19 protein-coding genes and 2 pseudogenes are annotated in these 17276 nt (G+C 71.5%); 7 read left to right on the top strand and 14 right to left on the bottom strand.

Annotated elements, in window-relative coordinates; genetic code table 11:
• A pseudogene (locus ACWD4U_RS28595) lies at positions 1-93 on the bottom strand (transposase); the annotation flags it as partial.
• 226 nt (positions 94-319) lie between these two features.
• Positions 320-901 carry a recombinase family protein gene (locus tag ACWD4U_RS28590; RefSeq protein ID WP_363458604.1) on the bottom strand — a complete coding sequence of 194 codons (582 nt, stop codon included), beginning with the start codon at positions 899-901 and terminating at the stop codon, positions 320-322.
• Between the two features lie 237 nt (positions 902-1138).
• Here ACWD4U_RS28590 and ACWD4U_RS28585 point away from each other — a divergent pair, with 237 nt between their 5' ends.
• Positions 1139-1537, top strand: a complete 399-nt coding sequence (locus ACWD4U_RS28585; protein WP_363458602.1) for a hypothetical protein — start codon at positions 1139-1141, stop codon at positions 1535-1537.
• Positions 1538-1674: 137 nt separating this feature from the next.
• On the opposite strand, the gene ACWD4U_RS28580 is transcribed toward ACWD4U_RS28585, so the two are convergent.
• Together ACWD4U_RS28580 and ACWD4U_RS28575 are read right to left on the bottom strand one after the other, a co-directional pair.
• Positions 1675-1866, bottom strand: a complete 192-nt coding sequence (locus tag ACWD4U_RS28580) for a hypothetical protein (protein WP_363458600.1) — start codon at positions 1864-1866, stop codon at positions 1675-1677.
• Entirely contained in the window at positions 1863-2219 is a 357-nt protein-coding gene (locus tag ACWD4U_RS28575; protein WP_363458598.1) for a hypothetical protein, read from the bottom strand. The genes ACWD4U_RS28580 and ACWD4U_RS28575 overlap by 4 nt, the downstream gene beginning before the upstream one ends.
• Before the next feature lie 305 nt (positions 2220-2524).
• Between ACWD4U_RS28575 and ACWD4U_RS28570 the strand changes: the two genes are divergently transcribed.
• Positions 2525-3121 carry an XRE family transcriptional regulator gene (locus tag ACWD4U_RS28570; RefSeq protein ID WP_363458596.1) on the top strand — a complete coding sequence of 199 codons (597 nt, stop codon included), beginning with the start codon at positions 2525-2527 and terminating at the stop codon, positions 3119-3121.
• Between the two features lie 69 nt (positions 3122-3190).
• Positions 3191-5011, top strand: a complete 1821-nt coding sequence (locus ACWD4U_RS28565; protein ID WP_363458594.1) for an NHL domain-containing thioredoxin family protein — start codon at positions 3191-3193, stop codon at positions 5009-5011.
• A gap of 89 nt (positions 5012-5100) precedes the next feature.
• On the opposite strand, the gene ACWD4U_RS28560 is transcribed toward ACWD4U_RS28565, so the two are convergent.
• Together ACWD4U_RS28560 and ACWD4U_RS28555 are read right to left on the bottom strand one after the other, a co-directional pair.
• On the bottom strand, positions 5101-6405 hold the full coding sequence (locus tag ACWD4U_RS28560) for a M18 family aminopeptidase (protein WP_363458592.1): 1305 nt from the start codon (positions 6403-6405) through the stop codon (positions 5101-5103).
• A gap of 205 nt (positions 6406-6610) precedes the next feature.
• Positions 6611-8440, bottom strand: a complete 1830-nt coding sequence (locus ACWD4U_RS28555; RefSeq protein WP_363458591.1) for an acyl-CoA dehydrogenase — start codon at positions 8438-8440, stop codon at positions 6611-6613.
• A gap of 213 nt (positions 8441-8653) precedes the next feature.
• On the opposite strand from ACWD4U_RS28555, the gene ACWD4U_RS28550 reads away from it, so the two are divergent.
• Entirely contained in the window at positions 8654-9145 is a 492-nt protein-coding gene (locus ACWD4U_RS28550) for an SseB family protein (RefSeq protein WP_449787341.1), read from the top strand.
• Between the two features lie 126 nt (positions 9146-9271).
• Entirely contained in the window at positions 9272-10231 is a 960-nt protein-coding gene (locus tag ACWD4U_RS28545; protein WP_363458590.1) for a pirin family protein, read from the top strand.
• A 22-nt stretch (positions 10232-10253) separates the two neighbouring features.
• Here the strand turns inward: ACWD4U_RS28545 and ACWD4U_RS28540 are convergent, their stop codons facing one another.
• Positions 10254-11168, bottom strand: a complete 915-nt coding sequence (locus ACWD4U_RS28540; RefSeq protein ID WP_363458588.1) for a hypothetical protein — start codon at positions 11166-11168, stop codon at positions 10254-10256.
• Positions 11169-11284: 116 nt separating this feature from the next.
• Here ACWD4U_RS28540 and ACWD4U_RS28535 point away from each other — a divergent pair, with 116 nt between their 5' ends.
• Positions 11285-11842, top strand: coding sequence for a maltokinase N-terminal cap-like domain-containing protein (locus tag ACWD4U_RS28535; protein ID WP_363458587.1), 558 nt, complete (start codon positions 11285-11287; stop codon positions 11840-11842).
• 26 nt (positions 11843-11868) lie between these two features.
• Here the strand turns inward: ACWD4U_RS28535 and ACWD4U_RS28530 are convergent, their stop codons facing one another.
• Positions 11869-12690 carry an integrase gene (locus tag ACWD4U_RS28530; protein WP_363458585.1) on the bottom strand — a complete coding sequence of 274 codons (822 nt, stop codon included), beginning with the start codon at positions 12688-12690 and terminating at the stop codon, positions 11869-11871.
• 358 nt (positions 12691-13048) lie between these two features.
• Between ACWD4U_RS28530 and ACWD4U_RS28525 the strand changes: the two genes are divergently transcribed.
• Complete coding sequence (locus ACWD4U_RS28525) at positions 13049-13276, top strand: DUF5302 domain-containing protein (RefSeq protein WP_363458583.1); 228 nt, start codon at positions 13049-13051, stop codon at positions 13274-13276.
• 74 nt (positions 13277-13350) lie between these two features.
• On the opposite strand, the gene ACWD4U_RS28520 is transcribed toward ACWD4U_RS28525, so the two are convergent.
• From ACWD4U_RS28520 to ACWD4U_RS28495, 6 genes and pseudogenes are all read right to left on the bottom strand, one after another.
• Positions 13351-14241 (bottom strand): alpha/beta fold hydrolase, encoded by an 891-nt coding sequence (locus ACWD4U_RS28520; RefSeq protein WP_363458581.1) that lies wholly within the window; start codon positions 14239-14241, stop codon positions 13351-13353.
• Positions 14242-14311: 70 nt separating this feature from the next.
• Entirely contained in the window at positions 14312-14935 is a 624-nt protein-coding gene (locus ACWD4U_RS28515; protein ID WP_363458579.1) for a TetR/AcrR family transcriptional regulator, read from the bottom strand.
• Between the two features lie 98 nt (positions 14936-15033).
• On the bottom strand, positions 15034-16377 hold the full coding sequence (locus ACWD4U_RS28510) for an amidase (protein ID WP_363458577.1): 1344 nt from the start codon (positions 16375-16377) through the stop codon (positions 15034-15036).
• A gap of 15 nt (positions 16378-16392) precedes the next feature.
• Positions 16393-16626 (bottom strand): hypothetical protein, encoded by a 234-nt coding sequence (locus ACWD4U_RS28505; protein ID WP_363458576.1) that lies wholly within the window; start codon positions 16624-16626, stop codon positions 16393-16395.
• A gap of 41 nt (positions 16627-16667) precedes the next feature.
• The gene (locus tag ACWD4U_RS28500) at positions 16668-16781 is read right to left on the bottom strand and encodes a hypothetical protein (protein WP_363458608.1); all 114 of its coding nucleotides are present in this window, start codon (positions 16779-16781) and stop codon (positions 16668-16670) included.
• Positions 16770-17269 (bottom strand): annotated as a pseudogene (locus tag ACWD4U_RS28495) (LysR family transcriptional regulator); the annotation flags it as partial. The gene ACWD4U_RS28500 and the pseudogene ACWD4U_RS28495, both read right to left, overlap by 12 nt.
• Positions 17270-17276 lie beyond the last annotated feature (7 nt).

Raw genomic sequence — 17276 nt, 5'->3', positions numbered from 1 at the left:
GACGTAGGCCTCCATGATGACCGCGTAGAGCGCCCGGTCGATGCGGCGCCGGCGCTCCAGGAGGCTGGGGAAGAAGCTGCCGGTGCGGACCTTGGCAGGCTGCCGAAATGACGGTCGGACGGGCGTTCCCTGTATTGCTATAGAAATTCTTATAGTGTTACGGAACATAGGGTAAAAACGTCAGTACGTCAGGAACCGCAGGTGGGAGCGGGTGGGGCAGCTGACGTTCGCTCGGGGCAAAGTCCCCACTGTTCCCTCGCAGCCCAAAACAACAAAACCCCCGCCAAACTGGCACGGGGTTTTTGCTCGCTGCTGCTCCCTACTCCGCTGTGAGCGCCCGGTGGACGGTGCCCTTGCCGACTCCCAGGGCCCTGGCAATCTCGCCGTAGGACTCTCCGGCGGCCTTCCGGCACTGTGCGGCGGCGAGCATGTCCGGCGTCATGGCCTTGGGCCGTCCGCCGACCCGCCCCTGAGCCTTGGCGGCTTCCAGTCCGGCGCGCGTGCGCTCAACGATCATGTCTCGTTCGAGTTCGGCGAACGCGACCATCATCGTGAAGAAGAACTTGCCCTCACCCTTGGGCGAGTAGCTACCGGCCAACGTGCCGGTCAGGATCCGCAGGCTGATTCCGCGCTGATGCAGGTCCTCAGCGATGGTCAGCACGTCCTTGGTGGACCGGCCAAGTCGGTCAAGCTTCCACACGCAGAGCGCGTCACCATCGCGCATGTAGTCCAGCGCTGCCGCGAGCCCGGCCCGGTCGATGTTCTTGCCAGACGCCTTGTCTTCGAAGACGCGTGAGCATCCGGCTTCATTGAGTGCGTCCGCCTGAAGCTGTGCGTCCTGGGCGTTGGTGCTCACCCGCTGGTAGCCGATCAGGTGGCCGCTGGTCTTGTTCGTCGTCATGCCCCCATCGTTCCAAAACTCGTTCCGAAACGTCAAGGGATTGCGGCATGTTCTGGAACGACTTTTGAAACAGACTCGGGGGTCGATCGGGGGTCCGGCGCGACCGTTCTACTAACCATCGTTTGTGGAACGACTCCTCGTGGTGACTGTCTGTCAAGGTACGAAACCTGCCGAGTGGACCATTCCGCTGCGCCGCACCAGCCTTGGGGGTAGGCACCGCAGGATTGGAGTCGTCGCATGGATGCGCACGAGATCCGCCGGGTCGTCGTTCAGCTCACAGAGGGCAGCCGAGAAGGGTACGGCGCAGTCAATGAGGTCATCAGCGACACCTTCCCCATGGATCCGCCCTGGCTTGGGGCGCGCGAGCAGCAAGGACTTCCGGATGACTGGCGTACGACCATCCACGTGAATAGCCCCACGGGCAATCGGTACACAGCGCCCCGGCAGGTGACTCTCCGCTCCCAGATTGTCGGCCCCGTTCGGCTTGTTCTGGAGGGTGACGACGCTGACGTTAGCTACGTGCGGAGCGTCATCAGCGAGAGCTTCAGAGTCGAAGAAGCAAGCCCACACCCTGCTGGCAATGGCAAGGTCACGCGCGAACTGACCATCACACCTAGCGAGAGATCGGGGGCTTGACTCTCGACGCTGCACCGCTTCAGGCAGCCGGCCGGAGTGCCCGGGGGTGGGTCAATCTCTGGACGCACACGGCCAAGGGACCCATGCCCCCAGGCCCGCACACGTCTCCGCGAAATTGGAGGGGCGGGGCGTATCAGCTACTCCGCCCGCTGGTGCTGGGGGGTGTCCGGCGGCAACAGGTCGCGAAGCTTGGCGATGATCTCCCGCCCGCCGTTGATCGGCCGGACGAACACGCCGAAGCTGTGCACGGCCATGACACTGACCGCCTGACCGGACCGACGATCGTAGGCAGGCTGCCCTACCTCGGGCTGCCACTGCTCCGTGCTCATGCGCTCAACTCCCTTGGCACGACGTACAGTCCATCTCTCGGAAGCATGGGCCTCACGCCGTGCTCGGCCAGCACGCGGGCCATGAGCCGCTGAGACTCGCCGTCGATCAGTCGGCCGGTCAGCCTGGCGTACTCCGTGAGAACGTCCGCCAGCGCGCGGGCAGTTGTGGCGCTGCACCCGCCAAGCGAGACGTGCGCCCCGCTGTCCAACCCACGACCGCTTGTCACGGGCATCACGTTGGGGGAGCACGGCAGTCCCGCAAGCCTCCAAGCGATCTCTACGGCGTCCGCTGCGGCCTCTGCCTCTGCACGCCAGGTGCGTCGCTGCGCTGTCTCGCTCTCCACATCGGTCACGATCTGCCCCGCCTCCTGTGGTCCGTCTCTGGCTCGCTTACTGGTGTACCGGCCCATTCGAGCGAGATCAGCGACCAAACCAGAGACAGGCTGACCGGCACGGCGGTAGCGTCGAAGAACGCCCAAATGTCTCGGGGGATGTCTTGAACAGTGGTCTTCGCCGCGCTATGGGGGACGCCCGGTTGAGTGCCCGTCAGCTAGCCACCCGCGTCGGGGTGGCACCTAAGACGGTGGAACGATGGCTGACAGATGAGGCCCTGGTCCCTCACCCACGGAACCGGGCGGACGTAAGTGAAGCGCTAGGGGTGAATGAAGAGATGCTGTGGCCGAACGTGGTTCGGTCGGCGATCAAGACCGGCCCCGATCGAGAGATCGTCTCTGTCTACCCCTACCGCTCCGCTTGCCCGTCGTCAGCGTGGGGTCAACTCATCGGTGACGCGAGGGATGATCTGTTCTTCGCGGGATACACGAACTACTTCCTGTGGCTTGAGCAGCCGAACTTCCTCGGCACGCTGCGCGCCAAGGCTGCGACGGGTTGCCGCGTACGCTTCCTGCTTGGCGACCCGGGTGGAGAGACCACGGTGCAGCGGGAGCGGATCGAGGACGTTGCGCTCACGGTCTCCACACGGATTCGGATCACGCTGGAGAACTTGGCCAAGCTGGGCGGCGTGCAGGGCGTAGAGGCTCGCTACAGCGCCGCTGACGATGCCACCAACCATGTCAGCCTGTCGGTGTTCCGCTTTGACTCTCAGGCACTCGTGACGCCCCACCTAGCTCGGTTCGTCGGCCACGACTCCCCGATGATGCATCTCCGCCAACAGCAAGAGGGCGGCATGTTCGACCGATTCGCGGCGCATGCCGAGGAGTTGTGGGAGCGCGGGACGCCAGTAACCCTGGGCTAACACTGGGGCCGAGTCAGGCCGAGAGGCGCGCCCGGAATGCGGACACTCCCCGTGCGGTTTGATGGAGGCATGGCTTCTCGTGCACGTGTACGCGCCCCCGAGCTGGTGGGCAAGGGCGGATGGTTGAACACCGGCGGCAAGGATCTGTCCCTGGCAGACTTCCGAGGTCGCATTTTGATACTAGACTTCTGGACCTTCTGCTGCATCAACTGCCTGCATGTGCTGGACGAGTTGCGGGAGCTGGAGGAGAAGCACCGCGACACGGTGGTGATCGTCGGGGTGCACTCGCCGAAGTTCGTGCACGAGGCGGACCACCAGGCGGTGGTGGACGCGGTGGCCCGGTACGAGGTGCACCACCCGGTGCTGGACGACCCGGAGCTGGCGACCTGGAAGCAGTACGCGGTGCGGGCGTGGCCGACGCTGGTGGTGATCGACCCGGAGGGGTACGTGGTCGCGCAGCACGCGGGCGAGGGCCATGCGCACGCGATCGCGAAGCTGGTGGAGGAGCTGGAGGCCGAGCACGCGGCGAAGGGGACGCTGCGGCGCGGTGAGGGACCGTACGTGGCGCCGGAGCCGCAGGCGGGGGATCTGCGCTTCCCGGGCAAGGCGGTGCGGCTGCCGGACGGGCACTACCTGGTCGCGGACTCGGGGCACCACTCGCTGGTGGAGCTGGCCGAGGACGGCGAGACGGTGGTGCGGCGGATCGGCGACGGCGTGCGCGGCCTCGTCGACGGGACGCAGCCGCGGTTCAGCGAGCCGCAGGGCCTGGCGCTGGTCCCGGCGGAGCTGGAGCTCGGCTACGACGTGGTGGTCGCCGACACGGTGAACCACGCGCTGCGCGGGGTGCGGCTGGCGGACGGCTCGGTGAGCACGCTGGCGGGCACCGGCAAGCAGTGGTGGCAGGGCTCCCCGACCGAGGGGACGGCGCGCGGGGTGGACCTGTCCTCGCCGTGGGACGTGGCGTTCTTCGGCGGCCGGGTGTGGATCGCGATGGCCGGCGTGCACCAGCTGTGGGCGTTCGACCCGGCGGCGGGCACCGTCGCGGTGGCGGCGGGCACCACCAACGAGGGCCTGGTCGACGGTCCGGCGGCGGAGGCGTGGTTCGCCCAGCCGTCGGGGCTGGCGGTCTCCGCGGACGGCGAGCGGCTGTGGGTCGCGGACTCCGAGACCTCGGCGCTGCGCTGGGTTTCACGTGAAACCGGCGAGGTGCACACCGCGGTCGGCAGCGGCCTGTTCGACTTCGGGCACCGGGACGGCGCTGCCGAGCAGGCGCTGCTGCAGCACCCGCTGGGCGTCACCGTGCTGCCGGACGGCTCGGTCGCGGTCAGCGACACCTACAACCACGCGCTGCGGCGCTTCGACCCGGCGAGCGGCGAGGTGAGCACGCTCGCCACCGACCTGCGCGAGCCGTCCGGCGCGGTGCTGGTGGACGGCGACATCGTGGTGGTCGAGTCGGCGCGGCACCGGCTGACCCGGCTGCGGCTTCCCGAGGAGGCGGTGCGGGTGGAGTCGGTGGCGCACCGCACCCAGCGCGCCGCCACCGAGGTCGCCCCGGGCGCCTTCCGGCTGGACGTGGTCTTCTCCGCGCCCAGCGGCCAGAAGCTGGACGAGCGCTACGGCCCGTCCACCCGGCTGCTGGTCAGCTCCACTCCGCCGGAGCTGCTGGTCTCCGGCGCGGGCGCGGACTCCGCGCTCTCGCGCGAGCTGGTGCTGTCGGACGCGGTGGCCGAGGGCGTGCTGCACGTCTCGGCGATGGCGGCGTCCTGCGACGACGACCCGGAGATCGAGTACCCGGCCTGCCACGTGCACCAGCAGGACTGGGGCGTTCCGGTGAAGCTGGTCGCGGGCGGCGCGGGCCGGCTGCCGCTGGTGCTGGCCGGGATGGACTGACCGCCGGGCGCGGGGCCGCGCGAAGGCGAGGGATGACCAGGTCGCGGTCCTCCGCTTCGCGCAGGCCCCGCGCCCCTTCGGTTGCCCGCTCAGCCTTCGAGGAAGGCCTTGATCGCGCTCGCGAGGTAGTGCGGGTCCTCGGCGCCGCACAGCTCGCGGGCGGAGTGCATGGAGAGCGCCGCGATGCCGCAGTCGACGGTGGTGATGCCGAGGCGGGCCGCGGTGATCGGGCCGATCGTGGTGCCGCAGGGCATCGCGTTGTTGGAGACGAAGGTCTGCCACGGCACGCCGGCCTTCTCGCAGGCGGCGGTGAAGACGGCGCGGCCGACCGCGTCGGTGGCGTAGCGGTTGTTGACGTTGACCTTGAGGATCGGGCCGCCGTTGGGGAGCGGGTGGTGGCCGGGCTCGTGGCGCTCGCTGTAGTTCGGGTGGACGGCGTGGCCCATGTCGGAGGAGAGGCAGACGGTGCCGGCCAGCGCGCGGGCGCGGTCCTCGGCGGTGCCGCCGCGGGTGTAGCAGACCCGCTCCAGGACGTTTCCGAGCAGCGGGCTCTGCGCGCCGGTGTCGGACTCGCTGCCGGTCTCCTCGTGGTCGAAGGCGGCGAGCACCGGGATGTGGGACAGCTTTCCGCCGGCCTGGGCGACGGCGGCCAGCGCGGCGGTGGCGGCGTGCACCGAGAGCAGGTTGTCCAGGCGCGGGCCGGCGAGCAGTTCGCGGTCGCGGCCGAGGTAGCTGGGCGGCTGGATGTCGTGGGTCATCAGGTCCCAGCCGGCGATGTCGGCGGCGGCCAGGCCGGCCCGCTCGGCGACGTACTCGATCAGCGCGCCCTCGGTGGTGTCGCCGATTCCCCAGATCGGCGTCAGATGGCGCTGCTTGTCGAGCTTGAGGCCCTCGTTGACCTGGCGGTCGAGGTGGATGGCGAGCTGCGGGACGCGCAGCAGCGGCTCGTCGAGCTGGACCAGCCGGGCGGTGCCGTCGCGCAGCGCGAGCCGGCCGGAGAGGCCGAGGTCGCGGTCGAGCCAGGTGTTGAGCGGGACGCCGCCGTAGATCTCCACGGCGACCTGCCGCCAGCCGGCCGAGCCGGTGTCCGGGATCGGCTTGACCCGCAGGTTGGGCGAGTCGGTGTGGGTCCCGACGATCCGGTAGGGGGTCTCCGGACCGACGCCCTCGGGGAGGAACCAGGCGATCAGCGCGCCGCCGCGGATCAGGTACTTGCCGCCCGTGCTGCCGTCCCAGGCGTCCGTCTCGCGGACCTCGCGGAAGCCGGCCCGCTCAAGCCGCTCGGCCGCGCTCGCCACCGCGTGGTACGGGGAGGGCGACGCAGCGAGGAAGGCGACCAGGTCGTCTGTGTGCGTCCGGTCGAAGAAGGCCGTTCGGTCGGCGGCGGTCGACATGTTGCTCCTGGGTTGAGGGCGGCCGGGCCTGATGGGGGGTCGGCCCCTGCAGAGCATATGCCCGTACACGGACAGGACCGCGTGAAGTCTGCAACGGTGACACAACGGTGAACGGGGCGCGACACAACGCGGCGGGGCCCGGTGGTGTACCGGGCCCCGTGCGTGAGGGTGGGTCAGTTGGCTCGGGCGGTCAGCCGCGCCTGGGTCAGAAGACCTCTTCGGCCAGGTCCATCAGCTCGTTGTCGATGGACTCGGCGATCAGGCGCTGCGGGGCGGTGGTGGGCAGCACGTTGCGGGCGAAGTGCTTGGCCGCGGCGACCTTGCCCTGGTAGAAGGCGACGTCCTTCTCGGAGGCGCCGGCCTCCAGCTTGGCCAGCGCGACCGCGGCCTGGCGCAGCAGCAGCCAGCCGACCACCACGTCGCCGGAGACCAGCAGCAGGCGGGTGGTGTTCTGGCCCACCTTGTACATGTTCTTGACGTCCTGCTCGACCGACGAGAGGTCGGCCAGCAGCTTGCCGACGATCGCCTCCAGGTCGCCGGCGGCCTTGGCGAGCAGCTCGCGCTCGGCGGCCAGCGCCTCGCCGCCCTCGGCGGTCGCGAGGAACTTCTGGATCTGCTCGGAGACCGCGGTGAGCGCCTGGCCGCCGTCCTTGACGATCTTCCGGAAGAAGAAGTCCTGGCCCTGGATGGCGGTGGTGCCCTCGTACAGGGTGTCGATCTTGGCGTCCCGGATGTACTGCTCGATCGGGTACTCCTGCAGGTAGCCGGAGCCGCCGAAGGTCTGCAGCGACTGGGCGAGCTGCTCGTAGGACTTCTCCGAGCCGTAGCCCTTGACGATCGGCAGCAGCAGGTCGTTCAGGCGCTCGGCGGCGGCGTCGTGCTCGCCGCGCAGGCGGGCGGCCAGCATGTCGTCCTGGACCGAGGCGGTGTACAGCACCAGGGCGCGCATGCCCTCGGCGTACGCCTTCTGGGTCAGCAGCGAGCGGCGCACGTCCGGGTGGTGGGTGATGGTGACGCGCGGCGCGGTCTTGTCCAGGAACTGCGAGATGTCGGCGCCCTGCACGCGCTCCTTGGCGTACTCCAGCGCGTTCAGGTAGCCGGTGGAGAGGGTGGCGATCGCCTTCGTGCCGACCATCATGCGGGCGAACTCGATGATCTTGAACATCTGGCGGATGCCGTCGACCTTCTCGCCCAGCAGCCAGCCCTTGGCCGGGTGCTTGGCGCCGAAGGTCATCTCGCACGTGTTGGACGCCTTCAGGCCCATCTTGTGCTCGACGTTGGTGGCGTAGACGCCGTTGCGCTCGCCGAGCTCGCCGGTCTCCCAGTCGAAGTCGAACTTCGGCACGATGTACAGGCCCAGGCCCTTGGTGCCCGGCTTGCCGCCCTCGGGGCGGGCCAGCACCAGGTGGACGATGTTGTCGGACATGTCGTGCTCACCCGAGGTGATGAAGCGCTTCACGCCCTCGATGTGCCAGGAGCCGTCCTCCTGCTTGATCGCCTTGGTGCGGCCGGCGCCCACGTCGGAGCCCGCGTCGGGCTCGGTGAGCACCATGGTGGCGCCCCACAGGCCGTCGATCATGCGCTGGGCGACCTTCTGCTGCTCCTCGGTGCCCTCGTCGTAGACGACGCCGGCGAAGGCCGGGCCGGAGGAGTACATCCAGATCGCCGGGTTGGAGCCGAGCACCTGCTCGGCGTACGCCCACACCAGGGAGGACGGAGTGACCTGACCGCCGATGCCCTCCGGGATGCCCAGGCGCCACCACTCGGCGTCCATGAACGCGGAGTAGCTCTTCTTGAAGGTGGCCGGCACCGGAGCGGTGCTGGTCTCCGGGTCGAAGACCGGCGGGTTGCGGTCGGCGTCCACGAAGGAGGCCGCGAGCTCGTTCTCCGCCAGGCGGGAGATCTCGCTGAGGATGTTCTTCGCGGTGTCGACGTCCATGTCGGCGAACGGACCGGTGCCGTACACCTGGTCGCGGCCGAACACCTCGAAGAGGTTGAACTCCACGTCCCGCAGGTTGGACTTGTAGTGACCCATGACCGTATCTCCGGTTCGTCTGCTCCACGGGCGGCCGCTTACGGCGCACCGCTTACCCACCAGTACGCCCCATGATGCTACCGGTTGGTAACTTGTTCAAGCCCTTGGCGGTGAAGCGGCTATGAACGTGGTCACGTCCCACAATGCGGCCCCCGGCCGGATTGTGCGGATCACCCGCCCCCAACCGGGGCCCGGCCCGATAGCCTTGTCCCCGTGTACGGCTACGAGCAGAGCGCCTACCAGGACCCCTACCAGCAGCAGATGCAGCAGGGGATGCCCGGCATGCCCGGCGGCGGACCGTACGGCGACCCGCAGGCCGCCCAGCAGTCGCTCTACCCCGAGCCGTCGCCTCCCACACTGGCCGACGCGGTGCGCGCCTTCACCACCGGGGCGATGCCGGTGGAGGACTTCCAGGCGATCTTCATCACCTCCAAGGTGTACTGCCCGCGCGGCGACCGCCCCGGCTTCCTGGCGCTGCACAACACGCCGACCCCGGTGATCCCGATGTTCAGCTCGGTCAAGGAGCTGAAGCGGTACGCCGGCAAGGAGTCCAAGCACTTCTCGGTCACCGGCGCCGAGATCCTCGACCTGCTGCCCACCGGCTACGGCTTCGCCCTGGACATGGAGGGCGAGCACCGGATGGTGTTCGACGCCCGCGCGGTCGAGCAGATGGTCGACTTCACCATGCGCCGGATGTACGGCTGACCCACTCCTCCCGCCCGCGGGGCGGGCATGGAATACGCCCACATAGTTCAATGTTCAACCTTGCGAGTGGTTGAGAATTGAACTACTGTGGAGGACGTAGGCCACAGACCGCCGAAGGAGGCCGACATGCCCGCCGTGACCGTCGAGAACCCGCTGACCCTGCCGCGCGTCACCACCCCGGACCCGGTGTCCAGCACCGCCCGTCCGGTCCTGACCGTGGCCACCGCCCCCGAGGGCTTCGAAGGCGAGGGCTTCCCGGTCCGCCGCGCCTTCGCGAAGATCAACACCAAGTTCCTGGACCCGTTCATCATGATGGACCAGATGGGCGAGGTGGACTACGCGGCCGGTGAGCCCAAGGGCACCCCCTGGCACCCGCACCGCGGCTTCGAGACGGTCACCTACATCATCGACGGCACCTTCGTGCACCGGGACTCGCACGGCGGCGGCGGCGTGATCACCGACGGCGACACGCAGTGGATGACGGCGGGCTCCGGCCTGCTGCACATCGAGACCCCGCCGGAGTCGCTGGTGATGTCCGGCGGCCTGTTCCACGGCCTGCAGCTGTGGGTCAACCTGCCCGCCTCGGACAAGATGATCACCCCGAAGTACCAGGACATCCGCGGCGGCAGCATCAAGCTGCTGACCTCGGAGGACGGCGGCGCGCTGCTCCGGGTGATCGCCGGCGAGCTCGACGGCCACCAGGGGCCCGGCAGCACGCACACCCCGATCACCATGATCCACGGCTCGCTCACCCCGGGCGCCCAGGTCACGCTGCCCTGGCGGTCGGACTTCAACGCCCTCGCCTACGGCCTGGCCGGCTCCGGCTCCGCGGGCGCCGAGCGCCGCCCGTTCCACATGGGCCAGGCGGTGGTCTTCGGCGACGGCGACACGCTGACCGTCCGCGCCGACGAGAAGCAGGACTCCCGCTCCGAGACCTTCGAGTTCGTCCTGCTCGGCGGCCTGCCGATCCGTGAGCCGGTCGCCTGGTACGGCCCGTTCGTGATGAACAGCCACCGCGAACTCCAGCAGGCCATGGAGGACTTCCAGGCCGGCCGGCTCGGCACCGTCCCGGCCGACGAGAACTGACGGACGGTCAGCTCGTAGGGGTTCAGTCCGTCGAAGGGGTTCCGGCCGCGGCCGGGGCCCCTTCGTCGTCCTCCGGCCGCGGCTCGCCCGGCTGCTCGGACCGGAGCTGCTCCAGTTCGGCGAGGGCGGCCGCGCCCAGTTCGGCCTTGGTGGGCTCGTCGGTGGAGTCGGCGCGCAGGCCGCGCAGGGTCTCGGCGACGCGGTGCGAGACGCCGCGCAGTTGCTGGGCGCGCTCGGCGTGGATGCCCGCGTCGGTGTTCTCCACCTCGACGACCGGGATGCCGCGGGCGCGGGCGGCGGCGAGCAGGCTGTCGCCGGCCTCCGGGATCAGGGTCAGCACCGAGGCGGCGAACAGGCCGCCGGGCAGCGGCTTCGGACGGCCGATCAGGTTCTTCGAGACGATCTCGCAGGGCAGTGCGCGCTCCTGCCGCTCGGCCGCGTCGAAGGCCGCCAGCGCCACCGTGAGCAGCGCCTCGACGGCCTTGGTGACCAGCCACCTGCGGCCGGGGACCGGCGGGAACAGCTCGCGGATCCGGTCCACCTCGCGGTCCACCACCACCCCGGGCAGGAAGTCCAGGCTGCTGTGGCAGCGGATCTCCAGCACCCGGCTCCAGTCGACCTGTTCGCCGTCGAAGCCGACCTGCTCCGGCCCGATCGACACCTGGCCGAGGCCGTCCAGCAGGTGCAGCAGCTTCACCGCCGGGCCGGGCACCCGCGGCAGCCGGGCCACCAGGCCGGCCAGCGAGACCTCCCAGTCCTCGGTCGGCGGGACGTCCGGTCGCGGGTGGGTGTCCAGGGCCCGGCGCGCCCAGTCGCCGCCGGCCTTGGTGCGCGCCGAGGCGACCGCCTCCGACACCGCCCCGAGGGCCGCACCGGCCCGCCGCCCGACGCCCTCGGTCACCCGTCCGACGCCCTCGGTCACCCGCTTGATGCCCACGGCCCCCGCCTCCCCCGCTCCGCCTCCGCCCGGTCGTCCGCCGGGTAACGCTACCCCGGCGGACGGCACTGCCTAGGCTGGGCGGGCAGGTCGCGTACGACGACGGGAGTGTTGAGATGGCGACGATCCACCGCACCACGATGGAGCCCACCAAGCTGGAGCTGCTGGTCGACTGGCTGCCCCGGCAGGAGTGGTACCGGACCGACGGCGCCGGGGAGTTGGAGCGGGCCGGCGGGTTCCGGCTGGACGATCCGGCGGGCGAGGTCGGCATCGAGCTGATGGTCGTCACCGACGGGCGGGCCGCCTACCTGGTGCCGATGTCCTACCGCGGCGCCCCGCTGGACGGCGCTCCCGCGCAGGCGCTGATCGGCACCAGCGAGCACGGCGTGCTGGGCACCCGCTGGATATACGACGGCGAGCACGACCCGGTGGTGCGCGAGCAGCTGGCCGCGCTGCTGGGCGGCAAGGCCGAGCCGCAGATGCAGAGCGAGAGCGACCGGCCCGACCCGACGGTGGCGGTGGGCGCCGTCCCGGCGTCGGTCGCCGGGGTGGCGCTGCGGCGGGTGCTGTCGCCGGGCGCCGGGGAGCCGGCCGCGGGCGAGGTGGTGGCCGGGTACACCGCGCCGGACGGCTCGGCGGTGCGCGCCGTGTTCGCGGCGGCGGTCACGGGCTGACGCTCCGCCAGCAGGCCGACGGCGCGTCAGAGGTGCGCGTAGAGCGCCGAGGCGTCGTCGTGGGCCTTGCCCCGGGGCCAGCGCAGGCAGTCGGGGTCGGTGCGTTCGGCGGCCCGCACCTGGGCGATCAGCTCGGCCGGACCGGCCTCGGCGAGCAGGCGTAGGGCGTCGGCCCAACTGCCCAGCCCCAGGCGGTCGGTGAAGCGGGCCGCACCGTCCGAGAGGGCCGCCACCCCGCGCAGGACCGCCAGGTCGGCGAATCCGGTCTCGGCGTGTTCGGCCGCGCGCGGGGTGGCGGCGGCGATCCACGGCCCGTGGCCGGTGTTGCGGGCGGCGCGGACCGCGGTGGCGTACCGCAGGTACAGCTCGGCGCGTTCGGCGGTGCCCGGGACGGTGGACCAGATCTGCCGGCGCAGGCCGTCCGCGCCGGGCCAGCGCTGGTTGTCACCGATCACCCGGGGCGGCCCGTCCGCGGGGTGCAGCACCAGCAGCGAGTCGCCGAGCGCCAGGTACTCCAGCGCCCCGTCGGCGATCCGGGCGGCCACCACCATCGCGGCGGGCGTGTTGGGGTTGGCCAGGTCGCAGCGCCCGCCGTGCAGCGCGGCGGTCTCGGCGATCGCGTCGGCCAGGCACTCGGCGATGCCGCGGTCGACGCGGTCGGTGAGCCGGGCCAGCAGCTGCACGCCCAGTCTGCGCACGTACCAGGCGATCCCGTGGCGGCAGCCGGACTCCAGCGAGGCCGGGGCGCTGGAACCGTCCAGCAGCACCAGGGCCTCCGGGGTGGCCACCGCGAAATCCTCGTTCGCCCGGTCCGGGCGGCGCGCCTCGACTGCCAGCTCTACCCGCATGGCCACCAGTCTGCGACCGGCCCACGGGCGCGGAACAGGGGTCGGAACGTGATCCCTTCGCGGGGGTATCGCGAAGGGATTCAGACATAATGGGCGAAAAGGCTCGGAACTCGCGTCGGGAGAACCCATGGTCTGGCAGTTCTTCGTACTGGTGATCGCCTCGATCGGCTTTCCGATCCTGGCGCTGCTCTACCTGATCGGCGGCCCGCACTACCGCGACGAGCACCACTGACCGGCGAGGACGCCGCCCCCACACCCCCTCCGCGCGCCCTCCACCGGAGGGAAATGGGCTTCAGCCGCCCCGACCGGCATGGCAGGGTGGGCACCAGCACACCAGCTCCCGTCCAGGAGGACCCCAATGAGCAGCGAAACCGCCGCCGAATCCGCCGACTCGGCCGACCCCGCGGAGACCCCCGCCGAGGCCGGGCAGGACGACGTGAAGGCGAAGTTCCTCGCCGCCCTGCAGCGCAAGGACGGCGGATCAGGTCGCGGCGCGGGCAGCGGCCCGGGCGGCGACTCGAAGATCCACGGCGCCCACGGGGCGGCGGGCGGCAAGCGCACCTTCCGCCGCAAGAGCGGGGGCTGACACTCCGTCGGGGTACCAGCCGGGGCCGGGTCCGCATGGTGCGGAGCCGGCCCCGTGGCGTGTCCCGGTGGTCGTCAGGCCGCCCGGACCGGGGCGGGTTCGGCGAGGAAGGCCAGCGCGTTGTCGACGACGGTCGGCTCGGACAGCACCCGGTTGTGGCCCAGGCCCCGGGTGGTGATCAGGCGCAGTTGCTCGCCGTAGGCGTCGCGCAGCCGGTGCGCCTGCGCGAGCGGGACCATCCGGTCGCCCTCGTCGTGGAAGGCGAGGATCGCGGCGCCGATCTCCTCGGGCCGGTGGGCGGCGTCGAAACGCTGCCAGAGTGCCTCGACCTCGGGGAATAGCACCTGCTCGGTGCGGCGGACCAGTTCGCCCTTCAGCCGTGCGTTCAGGCCGAGTTGGGCGGCGAAGCCGTTCACCACGAAGTCGAAGTCGGCCACCCCCGCGACCGCCACCAGGCGCTCCGCCTTGATCCCGTCGCGCAGCGCGAGGAACGCGCAGCACACCCCGAAGGAGTGCGCCACGATCGCCTCGAACGGCCCGTGGCGCTCGGCCAGCTGCCCGATCGCCTCCCGGTAGTCGAGGATCGTGCTCGCCCGGCCGCCCGAGTCGCCGTGCCCCGGCGCGTCGAAGCCGATCGGGCTCATCCCGAGGTCCAGCAGCCCCTGCACGTACGGTGCGAAGCGCGAGGTCCGGGACTGCCAGCCGTGCAGCAGCAGCACCGGCCGGCCGCCGTCGCCCCACCGGTACGCCACCACCCGGCGGCCGTTGACGGCGAGGGTCTCGGTGGCGGCGCGTTCGTGCACCTCGCGTTCGGCGGGGCGGACGCGGCCGCGGCGCAGCGGGTGGCGGAAGAGTTCGAAGGCCACCCGGCCCGGGACGGCGGGGGCGATCAGGGAGGTGGCGTTCAGCGCGGTGCGCACGGCGGCGCGGGCCGCGGCGCTCGGTAGTGCGGCTTTGGATGCCATGCGCAGATATTAGCACGATCGTTCGTTCAGTTTTATGAGCGTCGGTGCGGACCTGCACGGGCCTGCCCGGCTAGGCCGGCGTGGCGAGGAGAAGGAGGCGGCGGATGGCGCGGGCGGTGCGGTCGTAGCGGGACGGGTCGTCGTGCAGCACGGAGTGGACGTTCGCACTGTCCATCAGGCTGGTGAGCAGGAGGGCGAGTTCCTCGACGTCGGTGTCCGCGGCGAGGTCGCCGGTGGCGACGGCGGCGCGGAGCAGGTCGGTCATCTGCGCCTCCCAGTCGAGGGCGGCGGTGGCCAGCGCGTCGCGGACCGGGCCCGGCTGGGCGTCGAACTCCGCCGTGACCGAGTAGAAGAAGCAGCCGCCCTCGAAGACCCGCCCGCGGGAGTACGCGATCCACCGCTCGCACAGCGCCAGCACCTGGCCGGTGCCGGCCGGGAGGTCGAGGACCGGGGCGATCACGTTGTCGTAGAAGATCCGGCGGGCCGCGCGGACGGTGGCGAGCTGCAGCTCCTCCTTGGAGCCGAAGCCCGCGAAGACGCCGCTCTTGCTGAGCCCGAGGTCGGTGGCGAGGCGGCCGATCGACAGGGCGCCGAGGCCCTCGACGGACGCGATCTGCACCGCCCTGCCCAGGACCGCCCGCCGCGTCTCGTTACCCCGCTGGACCCGCCCGTCGGTGGAGGAGCTGACGACCACTGGACACACACCTCCGCGAGACGGCTTGCCCCGCCAGGGTACGACGACGGGTCTTCCGACTCGTACGGTTCCACCCCTCGCCGTGCCGCCCGCGGGCGCTAGTCGGCCATGTGCTGGAGGTGGGCGGCGGTGTGGAGGAGGGCTTCGTCGGCGTGGGGGTGGGCGATGAGTTGGAGGCCCAGGGGGAGGGGGGTGAGGGTGGTGGGGAGGGTGAGGGCGGGGAAGCCGGCGTGGCTCCAGGGGAGGGAGAGGGCGGGGGAGCCGGTGGAGTCGAGGCCGAGGGGGGCGGGGCCGGGGGCGGCAGGGGTGGCGAAGAGGTCGAGGTGGTGGTCGGACATGGTGCCGGTGAGGCGGTGGCGGAAGCCTTCGCGGGCGGCCAGCGCGGCGAGGTAGTCGGCGCGGTCGACGTCCTGACCGCGGCGGATCGCGGCGGCGGTCTCGGGGCGCAGCAGCGCGCCGAAGCGGTTGACCAACTCGCCCAGGCGGTGGGCCAGTTCGTAGTGGTGGATGACGGTCGCGTGGTGCGTGAGGTCGTCCAGGTCGGGGAGCGCGTCGACGTGGCGGACGGTGACGCCGAGGTCGGCGAGGTGGCGGGTGAAGGCGGTCAGGGCGTCGGGGTCGACCTGGTCGAGGTAGCGGCCGGTGGGGACGCCGAGGACGGGCTGGGCGTTCGGGGCGCCGGCGGGCGGGGACCAGTCGTCGCAGAGCAGGGCGGCGGCCAGCTGCAGGCTGGGGAGGTCCGCGGTGAAGCAGCCGACGGCGTCCAGGGTCGGGGAGTTCGGGAGCAGGCCGGTGGTGGGGATGCGGCCGTGGGTGGGGCGGAAGCCGAGGACGCCGCAGTAGGCGGCGGGGCGGATCACCGAGCCGAGGGTCTGGGTGCCGAGGGCGAGCGGGAGCAGGCCCGCGGCGACGGCGGCCGCGGAGCCGCTGCTGGAGCCGCCCGGGGTGTGGGTGAGGGCGCGGGGGTTGCGGGTGGGGCCGGGGGCGGTGAGGGCGAACTCGGTGGTGACGGTCTTGCCCGCGATCAGGGCGCCGGCCGCGCGCAGCCGGGTCACCGCGGCGGCCTCCGGGCCGGCCAGGACGCCGGGCGGCAGCGCGGAGCCGGCGTGGGTGGGCAGTCCGGCGACGTGCAGGACGTCCTTGACGCCGACGGCGGCGCCGTACAGCGGGAGGTCGGCGGGGTCGCGGGCGGCGAGGTCGCGGGCTTCGGCGGCCAGCCGGCGGTAGCGGCCCGGTTCCGGGACGAAGGCGTGGACCGCGGGGTCGAGGCGGTCGATCCGGGTGAGCAGCCGCTCCACGTGGGTGGGCAGGTCGAGGCGGCCGCTGCGGAGGTCGGCGACCTGGTCGAGCAGGGAGAGCGGGGGGAGGACGGCGGCGGCCGGACCCGGGTAGGGGTCCGGCCGCGGGGGGCGGGGCTCGGTGGTGCGGGAGGTGGCGTTCATGGCCGTCGTTGCGGGTCAGGCGGAGTGCTCGTCCGGGAGGTAGGGAGCCTCGCGGAGGAAGAGGGCCCCGCAGGTGTGGCAGTTGTGGTCCGGGTCGACGGTCCAGCGGGCGGCGTCCTGGACCGGGGCCCCGGCCTCCAGTTCCCTGCCGCACAGGGCGACCAGGTCCGCGTTGCGGACGATGTGCCAGCTGACCACGGAGTCCGTGGCGCCGGTCGGGCCGGTCTCGGCGCGCATCTGGTGCATCATGATCACCATGGTCCGCCGACCGGGCATACCCGGCAATTCGATCAGTCGGCGGCCGGCGGGGTGAGGGTGCCGTGCAGGCGGAGCCGGGCGATGCCGCCGTCGGGGAGGACGTCGAGGCGGACGTGGGTGGTCGGGCGCGGGTCGGCGGTGGTGATGTCGTGCCAGGGTCCTTCGGTGCCGTAGATCCACGGCTGGCCGGCCAGGTCGGAGAGCCTCAACTCCGGTGCGGTGGCGAGCGGGTGGTCGGGCGGGAGGGCGGCGTCCAGGACGTCGGCGAGCAGCCGGGTGCGGACGAAGCGGGAGTCCTGGGGGCTCGGGAGTTCGGCGGAGAGTTCCACCGCCAGGTCGACCTCGCCGGCCGCCAGCAGGCGGTGCGCCTCGGCGGCCTCGGCCTCGGTGACGCCGCCTGTTCCAACTGGCCGAATATCCGGTCGGCGTGGGCCAGCAGCGGCCGGGCCGCCGGGGTGAGGCGCACCCGGCGGCCGTACGGCTCGACCATAGGGGCGCCCACCTGCCGGGCCAGCGAGGCGAGTTGCTGGGACACGGCGGAGGGCGTCAGGTGGAGGTGTTCAGCCGCGGCGGTCACCGTGCCGTGCTCGTCGAGTGCGCGCAGGACGCGAAGGCGGCGCAGGTCCCGGTCCATCGGGCGA

This window comes from Kitasatospora sp. NPDC002522, from assembly GCF_053595195.1.
Note: the sequence above shows the minus strand (reverse complement) of the source record. Positions and strands in the feature narration are given on the sequence as shown.